This is a genomic window from Acuticoccus mangrovi (assembly GCF_016411865.1).
GTDB classification, from domain to species: Bacteria; Pseudomonadota; Alphaproteobacteria; order Rhizobiales; family Amorphaceae; genus Acuticoccus; species Acuticoccus mangrovi.
Window position 1 is genome coordinate 1 of sequence record NZ_JAEKJA010000020.1, and the last position, 25,934, is coordinate 25,934.

The following is a 25,934-nucleotide window of genomic DNA, read 5'->3' on the forward strand; positions in this document are numbered from 1 at the left end:
TGGAGACGGTTCGGTGAACGCGGGTTCATTGACCCGGCTCTAGCGGCGGGCGGCTACCTCTTTGTCGCAGTCGCCCTGCCACACCGCCAGCACGCGGGCGAGGAAGGCGGGGTCGAGCTCGGCGTGCACCTCGGCGATGACCGACGCCGCGGCGAGGCGCTGCGCCGCGTCCGACCCGGTCGCGAGCCGCACCCAGTCCTTGCGCGTGGTGACGAGGCGCAGGCCGCCATCGACCGCGGCCCGCACGAGCGCCTCGGCCTCGCCGTCGCGGTAGGGGTGGTGATCGGGAAACGGCGCCGTCGCGACGAGCTCTGCTCCGAGCGCCGCGAGCCCGGCGAAGAATTTTTGCGGCCGGCCGATCCCCGCATAGGCGAGGACGCGCACCCCCGCGAGCGGCACGGGAGCGGACGAGACGAGCCGCGCATCGTAGGCGGGCACGCCGTCGAGCCCCGCGAGCGGCGCGGCGACGCCCTCCCCGGCATCGACGACGAGGAGCGCATCGGCGCGGGCGAGGTGAGCAGCGAGCGGAGCGCGCAGCGGGCCGGCCGGCGTCACCCGGGCGTTGCCGACGCCGACGGCCCGGTCGACCACGAGCACGCTGAAATCCTTCGCCAGGCCGGGATTCTGAAAGCCGTCGTCCATCACGATCACGTCGCCGAGGGTGGCGGCGAGCCGGCCGCCGGCGGCGCGGTCGCGCGCCACCACCGTCGGCGCGGCGCTCGCGAGGATCAGCGCCTCGTCCCCCACCGCGGCCGCGTCCTCGCCGACGACCACGACGGGTCCGGCGAGCCGACCACCGTAGCCGCGGGTGAGGAAGGCCGGCCGCGCGCCCGCCGCCTTGAGCGCCGCGGCGACGGCGAGCGCCACCGGCGTCTTCCCCGCGCCGCCCACCGTGGGGTTGCCGATGCAGATGACGGGACAGGGTGCCCGATAGCGCGCAGCCTCCGCCATCCGCCGCGCCGCGACGCGCCCGACCATCGCCCCGGCCGGAGAGAGGAGCCGCGACGCGAGCCCGGCGTCTGTCCGCCACCAGAAGCCCGGCGCCTTCACACCGACCCCTTTTCCGGCGTGATCGGGCTTTCCGGCGTCGTCAGGCGCGAAACCTCCTCCGCCTCGTTCTGCGACACGGGCCCGTCGCTTCGCTCGGCCTCATCGTCGGGCTTCGGCTCGGGCTCCGGTGCCCGCTCCGGCGCGGGCTCGGGTTTCGTCTCGTCCTGCGGCTCGAGCCGGTCGTCTGGTGCGGGCTCCGGCTCGGCGGCGGCGGGCGGCTCGTCGGCAGACGTGGCTTCGGCCGCCCGAGCCGCATCGCCCGGCTCCTCGCTCACCGCCTCCGCCACGTCGTCGGCGGGGCCGACGGCCGCATCGTCGCCCGTCTCGGAAGTGATGACGGACCCGACCGCACCGTCTTCCCCACCGCCCGGAATGGCGCTGGGCTCTTTCGGCACGGGGGTTTCCGCCCCCCCATCCTGCGGGCTCCTCGCAGCCGCGTCCTGCGGGCGCCTTCCCTCCGATGCCGCGGCGAGGAAGGGGGCGAGTGCCGCCATGACCTTGGCGAGCACGCCGCGCTCGGCCTCGAGCGTCGCCGCGGCGAGCTCGGCGACGGCCGCTCGCTCGGCGCCGGAAGCGAGGAGCGAGCTCACCGCGATGCCGAGCGCCGTCCGGTCGGCGACCACCCTCGCCGCGCCCGCCGCGATGAAGGGCTCGAACATCTCGCCGTGCGAGGGGCCGGTGAGGAGCGCCGCGTCGAGCGCCGCGGGTTCGGCCGGGTTGTGCCCGCCGAGAGGAACCAGCGAGCCGCCCAGAAACACCACCGGCGCCAGCGCGAAGAAGGTGCCGAGCGCCCCCATCTCGTCAACGAGGTGGATCGCTCCGGTCGGTGCCTCACCGCGGCTCATGCGGGTGGTGGGCGCCGTGCGCGCGGCGAGCGCGGCGACCTCGTCGCCCCGCTCGGGATGGCGCGGCGCGATGATGGTGAGTACCCCCGGATGGCGCGCCGACACCCGCCGATGGGCGGCGAGCACCATCTCCTCCTCGCCGGGATGCGTGCTCGCGGCGAGCCACACGGGGCGCCCCGCCGTCGCCTCACGCAGGGCGCCGAGACGCGCCGCGTCGGGCACCGGCGGCGGGGCATCGAACTTCATGTTGCCGACCGCCCGGACATCGGGCGCGCCGAGCGTCGCAAACCGCTCCGCCTGCCGCTCCGACTGGGCGAGAACGAGGCCCATCGCGGCAAACAGCGGATGCGCCAGCGCCGGCCGCTTGGCCCATCGGGCGAAGGAGCGGTCGGAGAGGCGGGCATTGACGTGCGCCTCGGCGATGCCGCGCCGGGAGAGGGTCAGGAGCGTGGTGGGCCACACTTCCGATTCGGTGAAGAGCGCCGCCCGCGGCCGCCAGTGGTCGAGAAAGCGGGCGAGGAAGGGCGGCGTGTCGAGCGGGGCATATTGGTGGACGAGCCGCGGTCCGGTGACCGCCGCCACCCGGGCCGCGGCGGTGGGCGTCGCGGTGGTGAGGACCACCGGCCACCCCTCCGCCACCAGCGCCTCGGCGAGCGCCGTCGCGGCGACGCTCTCTCCGACGCTGACGGCGTGCAGCCAGACGGGCGCCTCGTCAAAGGCCGGCGCCGAGGCGATGCCGCGCTTCTCGCCCGCCCGCGCCGCCTCTTCCTTGCCGCGCGCCGCCCGGCGCGCGAGGTAGGGCGCGGCGAGCGGCGAGGCGAGCCGCCCCGCAGCGCCATAGAGGCGCCAGAGGCCGGCCTCGGTGCTCATGCCCCCGGCTTGTTCGCATCCGGATCGAGCAGACGGTGCAGGTGGACGATGAAATAGCGCATCTCGGCGTTGTCCACCGTCTGCTGCGCCTTCGCCTGCCACGCTTTGTGGGCGGCCGCGTAGTTGGGATAGACGCCCACGACGTCGACCTTGTCGAGATCCTTGAAGGTGATGCCGTCGAGGTCGGCGAGCTCGCCGCCGATCACCAGATGAAGAAGTTGTTTGTCCGTCATTGAAGCCGCCTGTCGCCTCTCGCCTTGCTGCGCCGGGATATCGAATATCGTACCGCGCGTTGGTCGCGTCCCGCTGCACCGAAGACCGGCGAGGGGGGAGCGCCGCGGACCGGCGGGGCTCAGGCGGCGCGGGACTCGTGCGCGACGGCGAGACGACGGAGGGCGTCGACCAGGCCGAGAGGCCCAGCGACGGCCGGACCGTGGCTCGTCGCATCCGTGTCGTAGCGCAGCACGGTGCCCGTCAGGGTCGTGAGCGTTCCGCCAGCCTCGTGCACGATCAGATCGGCCGCCGCAAGGTCCCAATGGTGCGGGCCTTGCTTGGTCACGCAGCCGTCGATCCGGCCCTCCCCCACCCGCGCCAGCCGCAGGGCCAAAGAGGGGATCCACTTGCAGCGCTCGACCCCAGCCTCGCGAAAGCCTCCGTCGCGGTAGAGCGGCCCGGGTAGCGCCACCTGCGCGCCGTCCAGGCTCGTCCGCATCGAGACGTGAAGCCGCTCCCCGTTGCGGAACGCGCCGGTGCCGACGGTCGCCGTGTAGCAGGCATCGCGCATCGGCTCGAACACCGCCGCGGCAACGGGTCGCCCTCGCTCCACAACCGCCGCGACCACCGACCAGGCCCGCTCCTTGCGCAGGAACGCGCGGGTGCCGTCGATGGGATCGACCACGAAGGTGCGCATCCCCTCCCCGGCGAAGCCGAGCTCCTCCGACAGCCAGCCGTAGCCCGGCCGAGCCGCCCGCAGGATCTCCGACAGGCGCTGATCGACGGCGATGTCCGCTTCCGACACGGGGCTCGCGTCGTCCTTCATCCACGACTTCACGTCGCCGTCGAAAAAGCGGCGCGCCAGCGTGCCGGCAGTCCGGACGGCCTCGACGAGCAGGGCGGTGTCGCGCGCGACGTCGTCAGCGGCCACCGATGGTCAACCCCTCGATGGCGACCGATGGGGCGTCGACGATGTAAAGACCCGGCGCATCGTCGGCGAAGCGGGCGCGGGCGAACATGTCGGCGAGGTGGCCGGCGATGGTGATCTCGGAGACCGGGTGGACGATCTCGCCGCCCTCGAACCAGAAGCCTGCCGCCCCGCGGCTGTAGCTGCCGTTGACGATGTTCGCCCCCATGCCGATGAGGTCGGTGACGAGCAGCCCGGTCCCCGCGTCCTTCAGAAGATCCTCCATCGTGCCGCTTCCGCCGTGAACGGTGACGTTCGTCGTCGTCGGCGCCGGGGAGCCCGTCCCCCGGCCTGCCCGGCCGTTCGGATCGAGGGCGAGCTTGCGGGCCGTGGCGAGGTCGAGGACGTAGGCGGCGAGGACCCCGTCCGCGACGATGTCGAGCGGGCCGCAGCCGAGCCCCTCCCCGTCGAACGGGCGCGAGGCGAGGCCGCGCACGAGAGAGGGATCGTCCCGGATGGTGATGCCGTCGGCGAGCACCTTGGCGCCGAGCTTGCCGGCGAGGAGGCTCGCGCCGCGCGCCACCGCGGACCCGTTGACCGCTTGCAGCAGGTGGCCGACGAAGCCCGATGCGGCTCGCGGCTCGAACACGATGGTGGCGGTGCGCGTGGTCAGCCGCTCGGCGTCCATCTTCCTCACCGCCCGCTCGGCGGCGATGCGGCCGACCGCCGCGATGTCGGCGAGGTCGGCGAGGTGACGCCTCACCGACGACCAGGAGTCCCGCTCCATCCGCGTTCCCTCGCCGGCGACGGCGGTCCCGCTATGGGCGTGGCGGCTCGTGAGGTAGCCGGCCGAGAAGCCGCCGCTCGTCGCGAGCCATCGGCCGGCCCGCGTGGCCGAGGCGAAGGCGCCGCCGGAATTGGTGACGCCCGGCACCTTGAGCATGGCGTGTTCAAGCCGGTGGGCGCGGTCGGTGAGCTCGTCCATCCGCGGCCGGGCGGCATCGGCGATGTCGAGGGCGTCGGCATCGATCGCGGTGGCGAGGAGCGCCGGGTCGGGGAGGCCCTGGGTCTCGTCCTCGGGCGCGGCCTTCGCCATCGCGACGGCCCGCGCCGCGGCCTCGGCGAGGTCGGCCTTGGGGCTCACCCCGACGAGCGCGCTGCGCTGGCCGACGAAGACGCGCAGCCCGAGATCGGTGGCTTCGGCGCTCTCGGCCTCCTCCACCACGCCGTTGCGCACCGTCGCCGACAGCGCGCTCGACGTTAACGCGACGGCATCGGCGGATTGCCCGCCGGCGGCGAGGGCGGCATCGACCGCGCGCTCGGCGAGCGCACGCAGTCTATGAAGATCGATGGGATCGGGCGCGTCATTGGACATGATGAGATGGTTTAGAAATCCTGAATGGCGGAGACAAGCCGGCGAAGCGATCGCCAGGGTTTCTGCGGCGGTGGCCGCAAAATGGTTAAGCGGTCGTCAATCTCCCCGGTTTGATTCGGACGCTTCACTTAGCGAGGGCGAAAATCGGGCGGGAGTAGGGTCATGGCGTTGAACGAGTTGTCTCGCGGAGCGCAAACCCATGAACGCCGTTGGCCTGAAATTCGCCGCCATCCGGACCCCTGCCCCCGTGACCGCCACTCCGCCCGCCGCCGCCCTCGTCGCGCAGGCCGCCAACGATGTCGGCGCCGCGCGGTCGGAGCCGATGACGGTGAGCTTGCCGACACGCCTCCATGTGGGTGGCCACCGCCATCCGGCAATGGCCGTCGACATCTCTCGCGAGTGGGTGACGATCCGCGCCCACGCCGATGCGGCGGTGACGAAGCCCGTCACGTCCTACCGCGGTGTCGCCGTGATCGTGGAGCGGGGTGCGGGCGAGCCGGTCTTCCACCTCTCCCTGCTTCACGAGGACGTGTTCCACTCCGTGCCGCTCGCCTCGGGGACCGAGGTTGCCGCGATCGCCCGCGAGTGGCAAGCTTGGGCCAAGGCGTTGTCGCTGCCGCTGATCGCCGTCGAGGCGGACGGCACCGTGCATGCGGAGCTGAACGCGCTCGGCGTCGTGCTCGCCGAGCGTCCGTCGCCGCGGCGCAAGGGATCCGCGCTGGTCGGGCGCCGGTCACTCTACGCCCGGCGCCGTCGGGCCGCAGCCCAGCGCCCGCTTGCCGAAATGCCCCGCATCGAGGGGGCTCGGGAGATTATCGCGCGCAACTGAGCGACCGACGGCGACACCGCACAAGACGGCGCGCCGGACCCCGGTTGAGGGTGGAGCCTCTGCATCGGTTTGCGTAAACCCGCGGTCGGCCGGCTGGTCTGGCCGACCGCGGTCCCGTCCGCCATAGTGCGCCTCCAACCGGCACGGCCGACAAAGGAGGCGACGATGAGCGGACGACCATCGAGATCATCGCCGTCGTTCGGCAGGCCGTCGTGAAAGGCCAGGCCGTCGTCTCCTGGGGCAGCGTGCTCGCCGGGCTGCTGGTGGCGCTCGCGGCGCTCGTGGTCCTGGTGCTCGCCGGCACCGGCGTCGGGCTCCTGCGCGTCGACGCGGAGCGGACGGTTGCCGACGTCGGCCTGCGTACGGCGGCGTGGTGGGTCCTCGCCCTGCTGCTGTCGCTCTTCATCGGCGGCTTCGTGGCGGCGCGCCTCGCCGGCGTGCGCTCGCGCACGGTCGGCGCCCTCCACGGCGCGCTCGTCTGGTCCGCGGCGGCGCTCGTCGGAACCTGGCTCGCCGCCGGCGGGCTCGCCGACGTCGGCGCCGCGGCGACCGGCGCCGCCACCCAGTCCGCCGCCGCCCTCGCCACCCGCTTGGGCATCGTCCCGGCGACGCCCGCCGAAAGCGCGGCGCCGCCCGACGGCGCCGGCGAGCAGCCCACCGCCGACGGGAGCGCCATACGCAGCCGCGTCACCGACACGATCCGCTCCGAGGCGACGGCGCTCGTGCGCGCGCGGCTCGCCCGCAGCCCATCCACCGATGCGACCGCGCCCGTCGCCTCCACCGCCGGCGACCTCGCGCCGTCTTCCGCGAACGACCCGACGACCGATTCCGGGGCCGAGGCCGCGGCCCTCGCGACCGTCGACGACCTGCTCGCCCCGGGCGAACCGTCGCCGGGAGCGCTGGCGAACGCCCGCGCGATGCTGCGCGACCGTCTCTCTCTCGGCGCTGCCGAGGCGGAGCGCATCGTGGAAGGATGGCGCGCTCGAATCAGCGAGGCCGAAGCCCGGGCGCAGGCGGCGGTCGCCCGCCTCAAGGACAGAGCGCGGGAGGCGGCGCGGACGGGCCTCCACCTCGCGGGCGCCGCGGCGGCAGGGTTCGCCCTGGCGCTGGTCGTCGGCCTTCTCGCCGCGCTCGCCGGTGCTCTCGCCGGCCGCCCGCCGCAGGACTGAGCTCCGCCTCGCCCCGGCCGGACCCCGCTCCGCCCCCATCCATCGCAGCCACCTGGAACGCGGCTTGTATCGACGCCGCGGCTGAGCAGAATGATGCCGGCCCGCCTCGGGGCGCTCGATCGACGCCGCCCCTCCTCCCGCCAGACGACCGGCGCCAGCGATGGCCCAAGGAGCAACGATGGCCCTGCGCCTCCCCCCGACGCGGCGATCCGACTTCCCCCTCTCGGAGACGATCGCCAGCCGGTGGGCCGACAACGACATCTACGGCCACCTCAACAACGCCGCGTACTACGGTTTCATCGACACGGCGGTGAACCGCTACATGATCGCCCGCGCCGGCATCGACATCCACGCCGGCCCGCTCATCGCCCTGGTGGTGGAGACCGGCTGCCGCTATCACCGCGAATTGCATTTTCCACAGAATATCGAAGTCGCCATGAAGGTCGCCCGCCTCGGTACGTCGAGCGTGACCTGGTACGTCGCGCTGTTCGAAGCGCCCGCGGGGACGACGACGGAAGCGGCGGCGGACGCCCACTTCACCCACGTCCTCGTCGACCGAATCACGCGGCGGCCGACGCCGTGGCCGGACCCGATGCGCGACGCTCTCGCCGGCGCGATGGGCTGAGAGCGGAACGAAAAGACCCCGGAACGAAGCGTTCCGGGGCAAGTCTATGAGGCAGATTGACGACCGCATGCCGCTGACAGGGGGACGCGGCCGTCGATGGTGCGGCCCGGCAGGCGGGCCGTTCGCCGCCTCGCCGCGGCGAACCGCCGGCGAGGCGAAGCTCGATCAGCTCGGACTCCCCACGATCCGCACCGTCGGGGAGCGGACGCTCGGCGGGCTCGGCAGCACCACGCTCGGGCCCGAAGGCGGTGGCGCGATGGTGGGTACGGCCGTGCTCTGCTGCTGGGTCGTCGACGTGGAGGACGGCAGCGGCACGGTGTATCGCGGGGCGGTCGCAGGCGCCGCGCTCGGCAGGTTGGAGGTCTGCACGTCCGGCTCGGAGAGATCGGTGTTCTCCGGCCGAGGCACCACGGCGGCCCCTGCCACCGGCTCGTTCAGTGGCGTCCGCTCCACCGTCGTGACCGTCGGCCGCACCGTCGTCGTGCTGCGGCGAGGCCGCGAGATCGTCCGGCGGGGCGTCTCGGCGTAGGAGACCGGGGCGATCACCGTCGGGTCCACCACCTGCTCGGGCAGGATGGTCTCGCCCGGCTTGCCGATCCGCGGGTCCGCCTCGGGCGGATCGCCGTAGGGATTCCAGCGCTGCGACAAGAAGTAGCCGTTGATCGTCAGACCGTAGGCGAGGAGCAGCAGCGAGCGCGCGTCGCTCCTCGAATCGCACATGCGCAGGCGCCACGTGATCGCACCGCGCTGGAACTTGAAGAAGCCCGCATCGGCGGCGATTCGCTGCCAGGCGTAGATGCAGTTGGTGCCGCGGCCGCGCCCCGTCGCGTAGCTGAACGGGCCGTAGCGGTTCTGCACGTAGAGGCCCGAGGGCTGCATGTTCACGCCGGGGAAGCGCTCGCGCATCTCGCGGCGGATGTTGTCGAGCGACACGTAGTCGTCGCTCATCGTCCCGTTGCCGCGATCCCGGCCCATCGGCCCGTAGGCCTTCACGTAGATGACGTTCTGACCGGACACGTTGCCGCCGCCGGACAGGATGATGTCCTGCGCCAGACCGTTTTCGTACCGATTCTCGAGGACGGCGATCACCGCCGGCCCGCCGGGCGGAGGCGTGATGAACGCGTTCTCGACATCCACCTTGGTGTTCAGCGTCGCGGTACGGACGCCGCCTTGGTCGTAATACCCGCAGCCACCGACCGCGGCCGCGATCATGACGGCGATCGCTCGGTGCGCGTAGCGCGAAGTCAGTAGCATCGCATCCGGCCTCTCATTCTGATCTACGCCCCGCCATGCGGTCGGGGGGCGACCGATTCGCGTGATCGGCGCCATGGCGAGAGGATGAGTCGATATTCCTTGAGCGTTTGTTAACCTTGACCAGTGTTAACGTTAATCGAGCCGGCGACCTGCGTCGGTCCGATCCCGACGTGGCGCCTGCCGGCACGCCGGGGCCGGGCGTGCCGCATGAATGCCATTGCCGTCCGTCATGCCGAGTCGCGAGGACAGTCCGCTGCCGAGGGTCAGCCAACAGATCGACAGCATCCGGGAGGATCGGTGCACGGTCCCCGTCGGCCCAAATGCGTTTGCATTGCGGCTATACGGTCCGTTGATCGCCGGCTCTGAAACCAGTAGTCACATGCGGCGGCAGTCTGAACTCTCTCAGATTCCAAAGAGAATGTGGGCCGTGACCGATCCAGTTCCGCGGACGGCCTGCCCGCCGGCCAGGGCACCGCTGTGTCACGGCCAAGGCATTTGCGCTACTATGACCCATTCGTGGCGATTGCAGGTCAGGACGGCGACAGGGTGAGGACGAGACGATGAGATTCCTGGTCTTTCTGTTGTGGCTCGCCACGACCGCGGTGGTGATCTTCCTCGTTACCCAGCCGGTGAGCCTCAATACGCACTTCATCACCTCGATGGTGATCGTGATCATCATCGCCGTTCTGAAGATGTTCGATCGAAAAGGCATGCTCCGCGCGATCGTCCTCGCCCTCGGCACGGCCGTGGTGTTGCGCTACGTCTACTGGCGTACCTTCACCACGATCCCGCCGGTCGAAGAGCTGCAGAACTTCATTCCGGGCATCCTCCTCTACGCGGCGGAGATGTACTCGGTGCTGATGCTTTTCCTATCGATGTTCGCGATCGCCGATCCGCTGAACCGCCCGAAGAAGACGCTGAAGCCCGATTCGCCCAAGCCCACCGTCGACATCTTCGTGCCGACCTTCAACGAGGACGCCCAGCTGCTCGCGACCACCCTCTCGGCGGCCAAGCAGATCGACTACCCGTCCGACCGGATGAACGTCTTCCTGCTCGACGACGGCGGCACCGACCAGCGCTGCGAGAGCGCCGACCCGCGCGCCGCGGCCGCCGCCCAGGAGCGCCGGCGCGAGCTGCAGCAGCTCGCCCGCGACCTCGGCGTCAACTACCTGACGCGCTCGGCCAACATCAACGCCAAGGCCGGCAACCTCAACAACGGGCTCGCCCACTCCACCGGCGAGTTCGTGGTGGTGTTCGACGCCGACCACGCCCCGTCGCGCGACTTCCTGCAGGAAACCATCGGCTACTTCTACGACGACCCGCAGCTCTTCCTCGTCCAGACGCCGCACTTCTTCATCAACCCGGACCCGCTCGAGCACAATCTCGAAACCTGGAACCGCATGCCGTCCGAGAACGAGATGTTCTACGGCGTCATGCAGAAGGGTCTCGACAAGTGGAACGCCACCTTCTTCTGCGGTTCGGCGGCGGTGCTGCGCCGCTCGGCCCTCGAAGAGGTCAGCGGCTTCGCCGGCACCTCCATCACCGAGGACTGCGAGACCTCGCTCGGCCTGCACGCCCAGGGATGGAACTCCGCCTACGTGGACCGGCCGATGATCGCCGGCCTGCAGCCGGAGACGTTCGCCAACTTCATCGGCCAGCGGTCCCGCTGGGCGCAGGGCATGACGCAGATCCTGCTGCTGAAGAACCCGCTCTTCAAGGGCGGCCTCAGCCTGGCGCAGCGGATTTGCTACCTCTCGTCGATGTTCTACTGGCTGTTCCCATTCGCCCGTCTGACCTTCCTGTTCTCGCCGCTGTTCTATCTCTTCTTCGGTCTGTCGATCTTCGACGCCTCGGGCGCCGAATTCGCAGCCTATACGATCACCTACATTCTGGTGAACATCCTGTTGCAGAACTACATCTGGAGCCGGGTGCGGTGGCCATTCATCTCCGAGCTCTATGAGACGATCCAATCGGTCTACCTCATCCGCGCGCTGGGCGCGGTGGTGCTCAACCCGAAGCGACCGAGCTTCAAGGTGACGACCAAGGGCGAGACCAACCGGCGCTCGCGAATCTCCGAACTCGGCGGCCCGTTCTACGTGATTTTCTTCATCCTCGCGGCCGGCGTGGTCGCCACCATCTACCGCCTGGTGTTCCAGCCCTTCGCGGCGGACATCGCGATGGTGGTCGGCGGCTGGAACCTCTTCAACATCCTGCTCATGGGTGCCGCGCTGGGCGTGGTGGCCGAGCGGCGCCAGCTGCGCACGTCGCAGCGCGTGTCGATCGACCGGCCCGCCGAGATCATCTACGGCGACCGCGTCATCCCGGCGAAGATCGACGACGTGTCGATCACCGGCGCGCGCATCCTGGTGCCCGGCAACGTGCTGCGGCAGATCAAGCCGGGCGAGCAGATCATCATGCGCTTCCAGCCGATGGCGCCGCTCGCCTCGAACGAGCTGCCGCTGACGGTGCGCTCGGTGGTGCGCGACGAGGGCGGCGCCGCCCTCGGCTCGGAGTTCACCGTGGTCGATCCGCGCCAGTACGAGCTCGTCGCCGACCTCGTGTTCGCGAACTCCGACGAGTGGGTTCGCTTCCAGGCCTCCCGCCGAAAGGACATCGGCGCCTTCCGCGGCATCGTCGAGTTCATCTCGCTGGCGGTGTTCCAGATGGTGCGCGGCCTCTCCTACCTCTTCACCACCGCCGCCCCGCGTGGTCAGCGCGGGGGCGACGCGCCGGCCGCGTCGCCCGCCAGCGTGCCCCAGGCCCAGGCTCAAAGCCGGCGCCCAGCCTTCGTCGGCGCCGACCCCAACGCCGTGGTCACCTCCGGCGCCGGTGCGACGGCGGCTCTCCACGGAGCCCCGGTGGCCCGTTCCGCCAACCCACGGCCCGATCGCTGAGGACCCCGCCCATGCGTGCCCACATGCGTGCCCACTCTTCCGCCGGTCTCGCCCTCACCGTCGCCGCGGCCCTCGCCTTCGCCACACCGGCGCTCGCACAGAGTCCCTTCTCGATCCGCAGCTCCGCCGCCGAGCAGCCGAGCTCGCCCGTCACCCAGCAGCGCATCGCCGAGGACGAGGCGACCGTCGTCTCGCCCGACAACCCGCAGACCCGCACCAACGTGCCGGCTGCGGTCGCCACCACGCCGGCGCCGTTCGACATCAACGAGGACGGTCGCTCGCCCGTGGTGGAGCTGCCGGAGGAGGAGCAGGAATTCTTCCGCCCCTCCACCACCACCTCGCCGCTCGCCAGAGGCCGCGAGCCCACCGCGGTGGTCCCGATCGACGCCATCAGCGAAGACCAGCGGCGCGACCTCACCCGCCTCCTGAAGCAGGACGCGGGCACGGTGCGCGAGCTGCGCGTCAACGTGGAGAACGATCAGACGTGGGTCGATTCGGTCGTCGACCGGCCCATCGTCCCCTATCGCACGCTGCGGCTCGACGGTGAGATCGACTTCCGCTCCTGGACCGTGTTCCTCTCCGCCTCCGAGGCGGCGCGGGGCGGCACGCTGTCGATCGCCTTCACCAACTCGGTGCTGGTGCTGCCCGAAGCCTCGCGCCTGCGCGTCTTCCTCAACGGCCGCCAGATCGCCCAGACCGCCATCGACAGCCCGGACCGGACGAAGGTGATCGCGCTGCCGGTCTCCTCGGAGCTCCTGCGGCCGGGCGAGAACGCCATCCGCCTCGAGGCGGAGATGCGCCACCGCATCGACTGCTCGCTCGACGCCACCTACGAGCTGTGGACGCGCATCGACACCCGCCTCACCGGCTTCTCCTTCACCGGCGGCCGCATCCCGCTGTCCGGCCTCAACGATCTGCCGGCCGTCGGCGTCGGCACCAACGGCGCCACCCGCTTGCGCGTCGTCCAACGCCAGGGCACCGCCACCGGCAACATCGACCGCATGCTGCGCGCCGTTCAGGCCGCCTCGCTGCGCGGCCGCTTCGCCCAGCCGCTGGTGGAGGTGGTCGACACCAACGCCACCCTCGACCCGGCGCCGGGCGTCCTCAACATCGTGATCGGCCCCTACGACGTCATCCGCACGGTGTCGCCGGACATTCCGCGCGAGGGCTCGGTCGGCCCCATCACCACGCTGATCGATCCGCCCGGGATCGGCGCCACCGTCGTCATCACCGGCCCCTCCGAGCGGGACGTCGATGCCGCCCTCACCCGCTTCGACGCGCCCGCCCTGCCCGACCAGCCGCAAAGCTCGATCGCCGCGACGCCGCCCTGGCTGGTGCCCGATTCGGTGCGCATCAACGGCGCCGCCACCGTGACGCTGCGGCAGGCGGGGGTGGAGACCATCAACTTCTCCGGCCGCCGCTTCAGCACCAACTTCCAGGTCACTCTGCCGCCGGACTTCTACGCCGCGGCCTACGGCGAGGCCCGCCTCCTGCTCGACGCCGCCTACTCGGCGGACGTGCAGCCCGGCAGCCGCCTCACCGTGCTCGTCAACGGCGTGCTGTCGACGGCGATCAGCTTCACCTCGTCGAGCGGCGAGGTGTTCGAAAAGTTCCCGATCGTCCTGGTGATGCAGAACTTCCGCCCGGGCATCAACAACATCGAGATCGTCGTCGAGCTCAACACCGCCGCCGATCAGGCGTGCTTGCCCGGCGGCACCGTGCCGGCGCGCGACCGCTTCGCGCTGTTCTCCTCCACGCGCCTCGTCTTCCCCAACTTCGCGCGCATCGGCCAGCTTCCCAATCTCGCCTCGTTCACCACCAACGGCTTCCCCTATCAGCTCTCCTCCGAGCCGGTGCGGGTGCGCGTCGGCGGTGAGGCGCCCGACACGGTGGGCGCGGCCGGCACCCTCATCTCCCGCGTGGCGGTGAGCCGCGGCGCCTCCTTCCCGACCAACGTCATCGAGGAGGTGGCCCCGTTCGGCGACACGGGGGTGATCGTGGTCGCCCCGCTGCAGGACACCTCCAACCTCACCCTCGACACCACGGGGGCGGCGAACGTGGTGCCGGCGACCTGGCTGCAGCCGGGCACCACCGGCGCCAGCCCGGCGGAACCTGCGGGCCTCGAGCGCTACGACGACGTGCTGCGCCGCCTGCGCCAGCAGCTCCGCCAGGAGGAGGTGCGGCTCGACCGCTCCAGCGCCGCCGAGCTCACCGACCGCACCGACCGCGAACGCTCCCTCGATCAGCGCAACGAGACGCAGCGCACCCGCGAGCGCTGGTTCGAGGAATTGTCCCAGCAGCAGGGTCTGACGCGGCTCATCAACGACGCGTTCCGCTCCCTGCGTGATTCGATCAACATCAATCTCGACCTCAATTTCGGCGAGGAAGAGGACGAGTTCGCCGCCCCGGTGCTGTCGGAGGGCGCCTCGCTGATCATCGCGCAGGCCGCCTCGCCCAACAATTCGGACGCGGCCTGGACGCTCATCACCGCTCCGACGGCCGGACTCTTGTCGACGTCGATGGCCGCCGTCACGTCGTCCGAGATCTGGACGCGAATCGGTGGCCGCATGTCCGCCTACGACCTCGAGAACAACAGCGTGCAGGTCGTGCCGGCGGACCAGGTGAGCTACCTCGCCACGGTGCCGCTGTCGTTCACCAATCTCCGATTGATCGCGGCCAACTGGTTCTCGATCAACAACGGCGTCTACGCCGTGGCGCTCGTGATCATGGCGCTGGTGCTCGGTATCGTCACCTGGGCGCTGATCACCCCGCTCGGCCGGCACAACGACTAGTGGTTCCGCGGCAGACCCTCCGGCCCTGTGGGCCCCCCGCCGCAACGCCGGAGGACTTACAATTCGTTAACCGTATTCCTTCATCGTTTTTGACGGCGATTCTACCGGATCGGATGTCGTCTTCGCGGCGGCGAACCATCAACCACGGGTCGTCTTCGTTAAGGGGCGTATGGTGAAGCACCTGATCGACACACATGACATCAAGCCGCCGATGGCCCTCCGTCCGCGGACCCGGACTTCGGTCGAGGATCGAGCCCGGCGCGTCATCGCCCGGGCCGAGACCAAGGCACGCAAGCTTCCCATCCGGATCGCTCCGCCGCTTCGCCCGGTGGTGCTGGGCGTGGCGGCGGCCCTGCTCATCGGCTTCGTGCTCGACATCGGACCATGGAGCCGGATCACCGGTCACCTCCTCGGCCGGGCCGACGCCCAGGAGGCGCCCCAGTCGACGGTGTCCAACGACCTCTCCGTGCCGTCCGAAGCGGACCGTGCCGCGCTGCGCTACTTTGCGCGCGAGGGGGCGGTCGACCGGCTCGAGGCGGAGCTGCGGCGGCTGCGCGCCCTCTATCCCGGCTGGCAACCGCCTCGCGATCTCCTCGACCCGCAAGGCGAGGACACCGAGCTGCAACGCATCTACGATCTCGTCGGCGAGCAGCGCTACGACGAGGCGCGCGAGGCGATCGCCGAGCGGCGCCAGCGCGACCCGTCGTGGACGCCGCCGGTGCGCCTGACCGACCTTCTGGAGCTCGCCGACGCCCGCGCCCGGCTTCGCGCCGCGAACGAGGCGGGCAACAACTCCGAAGTGCTGCGGATCGCCGAAGACAACGAGCGCATCCTCACCTGCGACGATCCGGCCTCGATCTGGGCCGTGGCCGAGGCGTTCGCCGAGACCGGCCGGCCGAAGCGCGCCTACGACGCCTACGCCTACATCATCAACACCTGCAAGGATCAGCAGCAGGCCCGCGCCTCCAGCCTCCAGAAGGCGGCCGACACGCTCGACGCGAGCTACGTGACCGACCTCTTCAATCTCGGCGCCACCGACGAGACGGGCCAGAACGAGTTCCTCAACGCCCGCCTCGACATCATCCGCGGTGTCGTGGCGCGCGGCGGCCAGGACGCCCAGCAGACGGCGCCGGACGAGTGGCTCGAGCTGCTCGCCGACCACGCCCGCACCGGCGAGAACCTGCAGGACGCGATGCTGGTGGGCTTCTACCTCTATCGTCACGGCGCGCCGCAGGAGGCGGCCCAGTGGTTCCGCTTCGCCCTCGACAACGGGCTCGGTAGCGACGCGGCCGAGGGCTACATCGTGGCGCTGCGTGCCATCGGCGACCGCGAGGACGAGTTCCTCGCCCGCGAGGTCGCCTACCAGTGGCGCGAGCAGACGCCGGAGCTGATGGAGTCCTATCTCGACGCGATGGCGACGGTGCTCACCGCCGATGCTACCAGCGAGCCGTCGATCTTCGACGTCGAACAGGCCTCGGTGGACCGCTTCGTGCCCGTCGTGATCCAGCAGCGCGATCCGAACGGCGCCCAGGCGCTCGGCTGGTACGCCTTCAACACCTGCCAGTTCATCATCGCGGAGGAGTGGTTCATCACCTCGGCGAACTGGGTGCCGACGGAATCGGCCATCTACGGCCTCGCTCTCGCCCGGCTGCGCCTCGGCGACCAGGACGGCTTCGACGAGGTGGTCGACGAGTGGGGTCCGCTCTACCGCTCGGTGGCGCAGCTGCGCTCCGCCGGCTCCACCGCGCCGGCGCCCCCCACGAAGGCCGAGGACGACCCGACCAGCCAGATCGGCCTCAGCTCGGTGATCTGCGATCCCAAGGAGCGGGAGCGGCTGCGCCAGTTCTTCGTGGAGCAGCAGCAGTCCGAGCTCGATCCGGTGAGCTACACCGAGGCGGGGTCGCTCACCTCCACGCCGATGACGGTGCGGGCCCTCACCTCGCGCCCGGCCGATTCGGTGCGCCCGGCGACCCCCCGCCGTTCGGTGGTGATCCAGCCGAAGCCGGCTGAGCGGCCCAAGAGCCTCCTCCACCGGATCCAGGCCACCATGCTCCCACCGCCGCCCGGCATCGACACGTCGGTGCCGGACACGAGCAACCTGCTTCCCCCACCATCGCCGACGCCGTCGCTGCAGCAGCCGGGACCGGCGACCACCACCACCACGACGACCACCACCGTGCGACCCACGGTGACGACGCGTTCTGGGCAGCCCGTGCGGCCGATCGAGCGGCGCACGACGGTGGTGACCGGCGCGAACCGGGCCACCAACACCGGCGGCAGCACCGTGACGCGGCGCGTGCGTCAGGGCACCGTCACCCGCCGCCGCACCGTCGACGACGACGTGCACGACATCGTCAACCGGCCGCGCACCGTGCGGCGCCGGGTGCGCAGCGCGGCGTCGGCCCAGGCCGCTCTCGGAAGCGGCAACTACAGCGCCTGCGTGTCGGCGACCGACAACTCGATCCGTGCCGGCACCTTGAGCGCCGCGGAGGCGAGCGCGCGCGGCTTCTGCCTCCTCCAGCTGAAACGCCCCGTCGAGGCGGCGCAGGCCTTCCAGCTCGCCCGGTTGCGCTCGCGCTACGGCAGCGCCAGCATGTCGGACGCGGCCTACGGCGAGACCCTCGCCTCGATCGCCTCCAACCTCACCTCGGAGGCAGCGATCGCCGCGACCCAGGCGCCGATGTCACGCCCCCGCCGCACCGAGGTGCAGATCGGCATCCTCACCCAGCGGGCCATCGCCGCCAACCGCGACGGTCGCTACGTCGAGGCGCTCTACTATCTCGATCAGCGCTCGCGCATCGCTCCGCTGCAGAAGGACCTGATGATCCTGCAGGGCTTCGCCTACTACAACGCCGGCGACTATCGCTCCGCGGAGCGGATCTTCAAGGCGGTGAACAAGGCGGGACCCACCAGCCAGTCGCTACGCGCGATGAACGTAATCGCCGAACGCAACTATCCGGCGCCGCTTCGCACCACACCGGGGAACGGCTTCCGCTGATCCCCGGCCGGCGGCACCACCGACGCAACGTCACCACCAAGGGCCAGGCCGCGCGCCTGGCCCTTTTGCATTGCGGTGCGACGAGGCGACGGAAACTCCGCGGCGACGAGCCCCGATGCAGCCATGCCGGCGTCCTCGCAGGTTCATCTCGATCGACGCGGCAATACCGACGCCACTCCTGCCGCCGGCCGGCCTCGGCCACCCGGCGTTCGTCTGTTGGATGTTCCGCGACGCGCTCGGCCTGTCGCAAGGCCACCGTCGATGGCCCGACAGCCGATGCCGCTCGCGCGGTTCTGCTTCGGCGGTGTCGGCACGGCCGAACGCACCGGTCACGATGTCGTCGGCGGCCGAACCGCCGATCCCGAGGGCGGCCCGACGCGTTTCGGGTCGCCGGCGGATCCGTGTCGACCCCGGTCGCGACGTCCACGTCGCGGAGCCCGTCGGTCGACGCATCCGATGAAACATTACTCTACGTGTGGTCGTGCGTCGCCCTCGGCGGCGCGACTGTGCTCGGAGGCCGGTCTCAGGCGTGGATCGCCATCGGCCCTTTGTCCATCGCGTGACCCGCGATGATGCCCGACTGCTCGCCCAGCCATTCGCTGATGACGTCGAGCGCTTCGGGGCGGACGCGGATCATACGCCGCTGACGATCGATCCGACGCTCCACAAGACCCGCGGTTTCCAACACGCGCAGGTGACGGGAGATTGCAGGCGGCGTGACACTGAAGGGGGCAGCGATGGCACCAACCGGCAGCTCACCGTCCTGCAAGAGGCGATTGACGATCGCAAGCCGCGTGTCGTCCGACAGCGCCGCAAAGACAGCCAGGAGTTCGCTATGCGCCATTTCAACTCGCTCCTCAAGCAATGGTTGAATGAGACACGTTTTACGATGCCTAATCCGGAAATGCAACCATAAGAAGTAGCCTACCGCTTGAATTCGTCTAAGCTGATTTAAGAATGTGGTCGAGTTATGACGCGGTTTAATGCCGATATGAGAAAGCCGGCCCGAAGGCCGGCTTCCTCACGCATCCGTGACGGTATGGGGTGATCCCGAAGGATCTCAGGGCAGGCGGCAGCGATGGCGCACGCCGTCGTAGCCGAGGAACGTACCGTCGCTGGCGCGGAACGAATTGTACTTCAGGTCGCACTGACGATACCACTCTGCCGTGTAGGGCGCGGGCACGCCGTAGGCCGGCTCGTCCACGACGACGGTCTGACCGCTGTTGGACATGGCGGAGCCGATCAGCGCGCCGGTCGCCAGCCCGATCAAGCCTGCCGCGACGTAGGCGCCGCTGTCGTCGTACCACCGGTTGCCGTCATAATAGTACCAGCGGTTGTTGTAGCGGTGCCGGCGGACATAGCGGCGGTTGGCATTCTGGTGCCGGTTCACCTGACGCCGATTGACGTTCTGCTGCCGGTTCACCTGCCGACGGTTGACGTTCTTTTGCCGGTTCACCTGACGGCGATTGGCATTCTTCTGCCGCTGCACCTTGCGGCGTTTGGCGTCGTTGTTCTGGGCCACCTGGATCAGCTCGACCCCGGTCGACGTCGACGCGTTCGCCGTCGTCTGCGCCAGTTCCGGGGTGATCGTCAGAGCCGTCGGCTGACCGTGCGTCGCCGCCATGGCTCCCCCCGCCGGAGCCACGAACGCCAGCGCCGCAGCGAGCGACGCCCACGCTCCGGCGCGGCGAATTCGGATGAACATCATGGAACGTACCTCCTCCATTGTCGGGCCGCGGGCATCCCACCGCGGCCACCGTCTCACCCAATATAGGTGCTGCGGCTGAACTGGCGTTGAACCAATGGAGAAAAGTTTCAAAGGGTTCCAAAGAGACGATGACGCTAGACGTCCAGATTGGCGACCTGCAGCGCGTTGTCCTGAATGAACTCGCGCCGCGGGTCCACCGCGTCGCCCATCAGGCGGGTGAACACCGAATCGGCGTCGTCCGCCTCCGAAATCCGCACCTGCAGCAGCGTCCGGGCGTTCGGATCGAGGGTCGTCTCCCAGAGCTGATCGGCGTTCATCTCGCCGAGGCCCTTGTAGCGCTGGATCGTGAGACCGCGCCGGCCGGCGGCGAACACGTTGCTCGCCAGCGCCCGGGGGCCGTGAATCACCACGTCCTTGTCCTTGCGCCGCAGCATGGCCTGGCCGCCATAGGTCTCCGTCAAGTGCTCCGACAGCGCCGCGAGACGCTTGGCGTCGGACGAGGCGAGCAGCGCCCCGTCGACCAGAGCATATTCCTTGACGCCGCGCACCGTGCGCTCGAAGGCGAGGCCGCCGTCGTCGGTCACGCTGCCGACCCAGCCCTTCTCGAAGTCCTCGGCGATGGCGTCGAGCCGGGCGGCCACCGTCGCGGCCACCTCGGAGGCCCCCTCCGGCGAGGCGAGCTTTTCCGGATCGAAGGCGCCGGCGATCGCCGCCTGCTCAACCACCGTGCGGTTGTAGCGCGTGTGCATCCCGTCGAGGATGCCCGCCACCTGACGCGCCCGCATGGTCACGTCGGCGAGGTCCTGGCCGACCAGAACCTCCCCGGAGGCGAGGGTCAGCGCGGTGTCCTCCAGCCCGGAGGCGGTGAGATAGTCCTCGAGCGCGGCGTCGTCGTGGAGATACTGCTCGGACTGGCCACGGCGGACCTTATAGAGCGGCGGCTGGGCGATATAGAGATGACCGCGCTCGATCAGCTCCGGCATCTGCCGATAGAAGAAGGTGAGGAGCAGCGTGCGGATGTGGGCGCCATCGACGTCCGCGTCGGTCATGATGATGATCTTGTGGTAGCGCAGCTTGTCGGGCTGGAACTCGTCCTTGCCGATGCCGGTGCCGAGCGCGGTGATCAGCGTGCCGATTTCGTTCGACGACAGCATGCGGTCGAACCGCGCGCGCTCCACGTTGAGGATCTTGCCGCGCAACGGAAGCACGGCCTGGTTGGCGCGGTGGCGGCCCTGCTTGGCCGAGCCACCGGCCGAGTCGCCCTCGACGAGGAAGAGCTCGGCCTTCGACGGGTCGCGCTCCTGACAGTCGGCGAGCTTACCGGGCAGCGAGGCGATGTCGAGCGCGCCCTTACGCCGCGTCAGCTCGCGTGCGCGGCGCGCCGCCTCACGCGCCGAGGCCGCCTCCACCACCTTCGAGACGATGATCTTGGCTTCGGCGGGGTGCTCCTCGAGCCAGGTGCCGAGGCCCGCGTTCACGAGCCCCTCGACCACCGGGCGCACCTCAGACGACACGAGCTTGTCCTTGGTCTGGGAGGAGAATTTCGGGTCCGGTACCTTCACCGAGAGGACGCAGGTGAGACCCTCGCGGCAGTCGTCGCCCGTCGGCGTGACCTTTTCCTTGCGCGAGGAGCCGCTCTGGTCGGCGTAGCCGGTGATCTGCCGCGTCAGTGCCGCACGGAAGCCGGCGAGGTGGGTGCCGCCGTCGCGCTGGGGGATGTTGTTGGTGAAGCAGAGGACGTGCTCGTGGTAGCTGTCGTTCCACCACATGGCGACCTCCACCGTCACCCCGTCGCGCTCGTCGGCGAAGGTGATGGGCTTGGCGAACAGCGGCGACTTCGCCCGGTCGAGATACTTCACGAAGGCCTCGAGGCCGCCGTCGTACAGCATCGTCTCCTCGCGCCGCTCCACGCCCCGATCGTCGATCAGGCGGATGGTGACGCCGGAATTGAGGAAGGCGAGCTCGCGCAGCCGCCGTTCCAGGGTGCCGAAGTCGAAGTCGATGTGGGTGAACGTCTCCGTCGACGGCATGAAGCGCACGTCGGTCCCGGAGCGGCCGGCGGCGTCGCCCACCTCCGCCAGCGGCTCCTCGGCGACGCCATGGCGGAAGCGCATGAAATGCTTGCGCCCGGCGCGCCAGATGGTGAGGTCGAGCTCGGAAGAGAGGGCGTTCACCACCGAGACGCCGACGCCGTGGAGCCCGCCCGACACCTTGTAGGAGTTCTGGTCGAACTTCCCGCCGGCGTGGAGCTGCGTCATGATCACCTCGGCCGCCGACACGCCCTCCTCGGGGTGGAGGTCGGTGGGAATGCCGCGGCCGTTGTCCGACACGGTCACCGAGCCGTCCGCATTGAGGACGACGGTGACGGCGTCGTTGTAGCCGGCGAGCGCCTCGTCGATGGCGTTGTCGACCACCTCGTACACCATGTGGTGGAGGCCTGAGCCGTCGTCGGTGTCGCCGATATACATGCCGGGGCGCTTGCGGACCGCATCGAGGCCCTTGAGGACCTTGATCGAGCCTGCACCGTAGTCGTCCGCCAGGGGCTGGGGTTCGCCTTGCATCAGTATCCGAATCGTTGTCGCGGAAGCATCATAATAGGCGGCGCGAGCGGCCGCGATAGACACTCTATATATAGGGGTGATGTGCGCTTTACAAAGCGCCGGCCACAGCCGCCAACAGGCTTGCGACAGTGGCGTGACGCGGCGCGCCCACCTCGGTCGGCCTGGCGGCGCGCGCTCCTCAGTCGACCTGGCGGCGCACTCTCCTCAGTCGGCCTGGCGGCGCACTCTCTTTAGTCGGCCTGCCGGCGCACTGCGGCGAGCGCCTCCGGCGTGTCGGCGTCGAGGCTCGCGGCCGCGCCGATCTCGACGTCGACCAGATCGTCGGCGTAGCGCGACAGGAGGCTGCGGCCACCGGCATCGCCTTCCGTCGCCTTCAGCTCCGAGAAGAGGCGGCTCGACCAGGCGACCGGGTTGCCGCGCGCCCCGTTGGCGGTCGCCATCGCGATGAGCGCGCCGTCGCCGAGAGCCCCGAGCACCTTGTCACAATCCTCCGCCGTCACGAGCGGCATGTCGCCGAGGAGGATCAGCGCCGCGTCGACACCGTCGGGCAGCGCGTTGAGCCCGGCCTTCAGCGAGGTCGAGAGGCCGTCGGCGAAGGCGGGGTTGTGCACCAGCCTCACATGGAGGCCGTCGAGGCTCTCGCCCACCCGGGCCGCCTCGTGCCCCGTCACCACCACCACCTGCTCGGCGCGGCTCGCGAGCGCCGCCTCGGCGACGCGGCGGACCATCGGCACGCCCCCCACCGCCTCCAGCAGCTTGTTGGGCCCGCCCATGCGGGTGGAGCGGCCCGCCGCCAGAACGATGGCGACGGGGTGGCGCGGCGCGGTGTCGTCCATGGTGCCTCTCCGTGGGCGCGGGCGCAGGGCCGTGTCGGTGAGGAGGCCGCCCACGCCCATGCCGATGATGTCGGCGGGGGTGACCTCGAGACCCGCGAGAAGCCGGTCGAGCACGAAGTCGAAGCCGTTCTCCTTCGGCGATCGGGCGCAGCCCGGGGCCCCCACCACGGGCGTGCCGCCGACCTCGCCGAGCACCAGGAGATTGCCGGGATCGACGGGCATCCCGAGCCGGATGATCGTCCCGCCGGCGGCCCGGATCGCCGCGGGGATCACGTCGGCGGCGTCGACCACGGCCGAGGCGCCGAACACCACCACGAGCTCCGTCTCCGCCGCCGCCTTCGCGATCGCCGGCGTCAGCGCCTCCACCCTATGGGCGACGCGCGTCTCGTGGGCTATGGCCGCGCCGGGTTCGGCGAGGCGCCGCTCGAAGATCCCCAGCGTCTTGTCGATCACGCTCTCCTTCAGCGACGGGAGCGTGGTGGAGATCGCCGCCACGCGGCGCACCTTCCAGGGCGCCACGGAGACCAGCGCCGCGCGTCCGTCGAGCGCGGCGGCGAGGCTCGCATCGGGGGCGGCGAAGGGGATGATCTTCACCGTCGCCACCATCTGCCCCACCGGCACGCGCTTGTAGGCCGGCAGCGTCGCAAGGGTCAGCGCGGGATCGACGGCGTTGAAGCCGTCGACGGCGGCCTTGTCCACCACCACCAGCCCGTCTATGGCGGCATAGAGGTTGGAGCGCCCGGTGTCGGCGCGGTCGACGCGCACCCCCGCGCCCGCCACCGCGTCGGCGATGCGGCGGGCGGCGGCGTCCTCGTGCACGTCGCCTGGGTCGAGGCGCGCCACCGTCACCTCGGCGATCCCCGTCGCCAGAAGCGCCGCCACGTGGTCGGCCGTGAGCCGCGTGCCCTTCTTGATCACGCCGCCCTCGGTGCGCTGCGAATGGGCGAGATAGGCGCCCGCCGCATCGACGAGCGCCACCCGGCCGAACCTCACGCCGCGGTCTTTTCGCTCACCCGGGCGGTGGTCCTTGCCGGCGGAGCGCGCAGCACGGCGATGATCTCGGCGAGCACCGACACGGCGATCTCCGCTGGGGTGGCGGCGCCGATATTGAGGCCGATCGGCGCGTGGATACGGTCGATCGCGTCGGGCCCGTAGCCCGCCGCCGTCAGCCGGTCGACGCGCTTGCCATGCGTCTTGCGGCTGCCGAGGGCGCCGACATAGAAGCAGCCCGCGTCGAGCGCGGCCATCAGCGCCGGATCGTCGATCTTTGGGTCGTGGGTCAGCGTTGCCACGGCGGTCTGCGGGTCGAGCCCCAGAAGCTCGGCGTCGGGCCATTCGGCGACGAGGTTGAAGCTGCCGAACCGCTCCTCCGTCGCGAAGGCGGTGCGCGGGTCTACGATGGTCACGTCGAAACCCGCCGCGATCGCCATCGGCGCGAGCACCTGCGTCACGTGCACCGCCCCGATGATCGTCAGCCGCGGCGACGGATTGTGGACGCGCACGAACACGTCGCCCGCCGCCGTCGACACCCGACCGGACTTGCCCGAGGCGAAACGGGCGGCGAGCTCGTCGGCGAGCGGATCGCCGGCCGCCTCGTCGGCGAGCACCACGCGGCCGGCACTGCCGTCGAGCGGCGTCACCACCGCCACGGGCCGCCGTCCCTCCCGCGCCAGATTGACGCGCTTCAGATCGTCGAGCCTCACGCCGCCGCCTCCAAGGGTTCCACGTAGATGCGGATGGTGCCGCCGCACGACAGCCCCACCTCCCACGCGGTCTCGTCGGCCACGCCGAATTCCAGGAGGCGCGGCGGCGCCCCGGCGGCGATCTCGGCCGCCTCGGCCACCACGGCGCCCTCCACGCAGCCGCCGGATACGGAGCCCTCGAAGGCCCCCTCGCCATCGATCACCAGATGGCTGCCCACCGGACGGGGCGCCGAGCCCCAGGTGTCGACCACGGTCGCAATCGCCACCTTGCGCCCTTCCTCGCGCCAGCGCGCGGCCACTTCCAAGGGATCATCCTCAGTCATCGGACCCGTCCTTTCGAAAGAATGCGGGTGAACGGCATTCGCCGCCCAACCGTTACGCCTCGGCGCCGCGGGTGGGCAAGAGCGCACAGCACCCCGCGAGCCTCCCCATGGAGATCTCATGCCTCACCACCCCGCGTTCAAGATCGGAACGCCCCTCGCCCGGCACGCAGAGGGCTCAGGCGACGGCCTCCGCCTGCAGCGCCCGGCCCCGATCGGCGAGCACCTTCAGCGCCATCCTGAGGCCTTTGCCGTCGCTCACCGGCGCATCGTACTCCACCCGCACGACGCGACCGCCCGCCGCCATGTCGATGCCGAGCGCATCGATGGCGATCGCCTTCCAGTCGCCCTCCGGCGCGCCGGCGATCGCCTCGGCCATCACCTTCAGCGCGTCGAGGTGATCCTCGTTCATGTGCTCGCAGGCACCACGGTCCATCGCGACCAGCGCCTCGGCCGGCGGCACGACCACCGCCGTCACCGGCAGGCTGGTGATGCGGCCGAAGCCGGCCACGAGATAGACGTCGTCCGGCACCAGCGTGAGCAGGCGGAAATCGGCGAAGCCCGCGTAGGCCGTCGCCTCGGGATGGCGGCGCAGGAAACGATCCATCGCCGGCTCCCGCTCCGCCTCGGCCACCGGCTCGAGACGGCCGCTCAGCGTCACCCGGGCGCGGGCCGCCCCCGCCTCCGCCGCCGGACCGACATAGAGGAGGGAGGCGCGCGGATCGGCCGCGGCATTGCGGGTATGCCGGGCGAGGGTCGACACGAACAGGAGTGGCGCTCCGTCGGCCGCGCTCGCCACGTCGACGTGCGAGACCTCCGGCGCGCCGCGCTCGTTGAGCGTGCCCAGCGCCGCCTCGTTGCCTTCATGCGTCAACCCGCGCACCAGTCGCGCAGCCGTCTCGGTGTCGAAGGCCGGCTCGGTGGTCATGTCATTCTCCTTGTAAAAGCAGGGGATTGCCCTTGAATACGGCGGCAATGCCACGAC

At 70.5% G+C, this 25,934-nt stretch carries 19 protein-coding genes; 6 read left to right on the forward strand and 13 right to left on the reverse strand.

Going from position 1 to position 25,934, the window contains the following annotated elements:
• Nucleotides 1-39 precede the first annotated feature (39 nt).
• The 5 genes from lpxK to JCR33_RS18430 form a co-directional block, all read right to left on the reverse strand.
• On the reverse strand, nt 40-1,050 hold the full coding sequence (gene lpxK, locus JCR33_RS18410; RefSeq protein ID WP_198883592.1) for a tetraacyldisaccharide 4'-kinase: 1,011 nt from the start codon (nt 1,048-1,050) through the stop codon (nt 40-42).
• Nucleotides 1,047-2,765, reverse strand: a complete 1,719-nt coding sequence (locus tag JCR33_RS18415; protein WP_198883593.1) for a 3-deoxy-D-manno-octulosonic acid transferase — start codon at nt 2,763-2,765, stop codon at nt 1,047-1,049. Before JCR33_RS18415 ends, lpxK begins: the two co-directional genes overlap by 4 nt.
• Entirely contained in the window at nt 2,762-2,998 is a 237-nt protein-coding gene (locus JCR33_RS18420) for a DUF4170 domain-containing protein (protein WP_198883594.1), read from the reverse strand. Before JCR33_RS18420 ends, JCR33_RS18415 begins: the two co-directional genes overlap by 4 nt.
• 119 nt (nt 2,999-3,117) lie before the next feature.
• Nucleotides 3,118-3,909 (reverse strand): inositol monophosphatase family protein, encoded by a 792-nt coding sequence (locus JCR33_RS18425; RefSeq protein ID WP_198883595.1) that lies wholly within the window; start codon nt 3,907-3,909, stop codon nt 3,118-3,120.
• Nucleotides 3,899-5,260, reverse strand: a complete 1,362-nt coding sequence (locus JCR33_RS18430; RefSeq protein ID WP_198883596.1) for a TldD/PmbA family protein — start codon at nt 5,258-5,260, stop codon at nt 3,899-3,901. The genes JCR33_RS18425 and JCR33_RS18430 overlap by 11 nt, the downstream gene beginning before the upstream one ends.
• A 199-nt stretch (nt 5,261-5,459) precedes the next feature.
• On the opposite strand from JCR33_RS18430, the gene JCR33_RS18435 reads away from it, so the two are divergent.
• The 3 genes from JCR33_RS18435 to JCR33_RS18445 all read left to right on the forward strand — a co-directional run bounded on the left by JCR33_RS18435 (nt 5,460) and on the right by JCR33_RS18445 (nt 7,883).
• The gene (locus JCR33_RS18435; RefSeq protein ID WP_198883597.1) at nt 5,460-6,089 is read left to right on the forward strand and encodes a DUF6101 family protein; all 630 of its coding nucleotides are present in this window, start codon (nt 5,460-5,462) and stop codon (nt 6,087-6,089) included.
• A 212-nt stretch (nt 6,090-6,301) separates the two neighbouring features.
• Nucleotides 6,302-7,258, forward strand: a complete 957-nt coding sequence (locus JCR33_RS18440; RefSeq protein WP_198883598.1) for a hypothetical protein — start codon at nt 6,302-6,304, stop codon at nt 7,256-7,258.
• A gap of 178 nt (nt 7,259-7,436) precedes the next feature.
• Nucleotides 7,437-7,883 (forward strand): acyl-CoA thioesterase, encoded by a 447-nt coding sequence (locus JCR33_RS18445; RefSeq protein ID WP_198883599.1) that lies wholly within the window; start codon nt 7,437-7,439, stop codon nt 7,881-7,883.
• A gap of 165 nt (nt 7,884-8,048) precedes the next feature.
• On the opposite strand, the gene bcsN is transcribed toward JCR33_RS18445, so the two are convergent.
• Nucleotides 8,049-9,137 (reverse strand): cellulose biosynthesis protein BcsN, encoded by a 1,089-nt coding sequence (bcsN, locus tag JCR33_RS18450; protein WP_198883600.1) that lies wholly within the window; start codon nt 9,135-9,137, stop codon nt 8,049-8,051.
• A 560-nt stretch (nt 9,138-9,697) separates the two neighbouring features.
• On the opposite strand from bcsN, the gene bcsA reads away from it, so the two are divergent.
• The 3 genes from bcsA to JCR33_RS18465 all read left to right on the forward strand — a co-directional run bounded on the left by bcsA (nt 9,698) and on the right by JCR33_RS18465 (nt 17,821).
• Nucleotides 9,698-12,031: a UDP-forming cellulose synthase catalytic subunit gene (gene bcsA, locus JCR33_RS18455; RefSeq protein WP_198883601.1), complete on the forward strand. Its 2,334-nt coding sequence runs from the start codon at nt 9,698-9,700 to the stop codon at nt 12,029-12,031.
• A gap of 11 nt (nt 12,032-12,042) precedes the next feature.
• Nucleotides 12,043-14,823 carry a cellulose biosynthesis cyclic di-GMP-binding regulatory protein BcsB gene (locus tag JCR33_RS18460; protein ID WP_198883602.1) on the forward strand — a complete coding sequence of 927 codons (2,781 nt, stop codon included), beginning with the start codon at nt 12,043-12,045 and terminating at the stop codon, nt 14,821-14,823.
• 211 nt (nt 14,824-15,034) lie between these two features.
• Nucleotides 15,035-17,821, forward strand: coding sequence for a tetratricopeptide repeat protein (locus tag JCR33_RS18465; RefSeq protein WP_198883603.1), 2,787 nt, complete (start codon nt 15,035-15,037; stop codon nt 17,819-17,821).
• Nucleotides 17,822-18,344: 523 nt separating this feature from the next.
• Here the strand turns inward: JCR33_RS18465 and JCR33_RS18470 are convergent.
• From JCR33_RS18470 to JCR33_RS18500, 7 genes are all read right to left on the reverse strand, one after another.
• Entirely contained in the window at nt 18,345-18,665 is a 321-nt protein-coding gene (locus JCR33_RS18470; RefSeq protein ID WP_198883604.1) for an ArsR/SmtB family transcription factor, read from the reverse strand.
• A 216-nt stretch (nt 18,666-18,881) separates the two neighbouring features.
• Nucleotides 18,882-19,529: a BA14K family protein gene (locus JCR33_RS18475; protein WP_211110407.1), complete on the reverse strand. Its 648-nt coding sequence runs from the start codon at nt 19,527-19,529 to the stop codon at nt 18,882-18,884.
• Between the two features lie 134 nt (nt 19,530-19,663).
• Nucleotides 19,664-22,090, reverse strand: a complete 2,427-nt coding sequence (gyrB, locus tag JCR33_RS18480) for a DNA topoisomerase (ATP-hydrolyzing) subunit B (RefSeq protein ID WP_198883606.1) — start codon at nt 22,088-22,090, stop codon at nt 19,664-19,666.
• 230 nt (nt 22,091-22,320) lie between these two features.
• On the reverse strand, nt 22,321-23,919 hold the full coding sequence (locus JCR33_RS18485) for an NTP transferase domain-containing protein (protein ID WP_198883607.1): 1,599 nt from the start codon (nt 23,917-23,919) through the stop codon (nt 22,321-22,323).
• The gene (locus JCR33_RS18490) at nt 23,916-24,629 is read right to left on the reverse strand and encodes an XdhC family protein (RefSeq protein WP_198883608.1); all 714 of its coding nucleotides are present in this window, start codon (nt 24,627-24,629) and stop codon (nt 23,916-23,918) included. Before JCR33_RS18490 ends, JCR33_RS18485 begins: the two co-directional genes overlap by 4 nt.
• Nucleotides 24,626-24,952 (reverse strand): XdhC family protein, encoded by a 327-nt coding sequence (locus JCR33_RS18495; protein ID WP_198883609.1) that lies wholly within the window; start codon nt 24,950-24,952, stop codon nt 24,626-24,628. The genes JCR33_RS18490 and JCR33_RS18495 overlap by 4 nt, the downstream gene beginning before the upstream one ends.
• Before the next feature lie 175 nt (nt 24,953-25,127).
• Nucleotides 25,128-25,877, reverse strand: a complete 750-nt coding sequence (locus tag JCR33_RS18500) for a HugZ family pyridoxamine 5'-phosphate oxidase (RefSeq protein ID WP_198883610.1) — start codon at nt 25,875-25,877, stop codon at nt 25,128-25,130.
• Nucleotides 25,878-25,934: the final 57 nt, after the last annotated feature.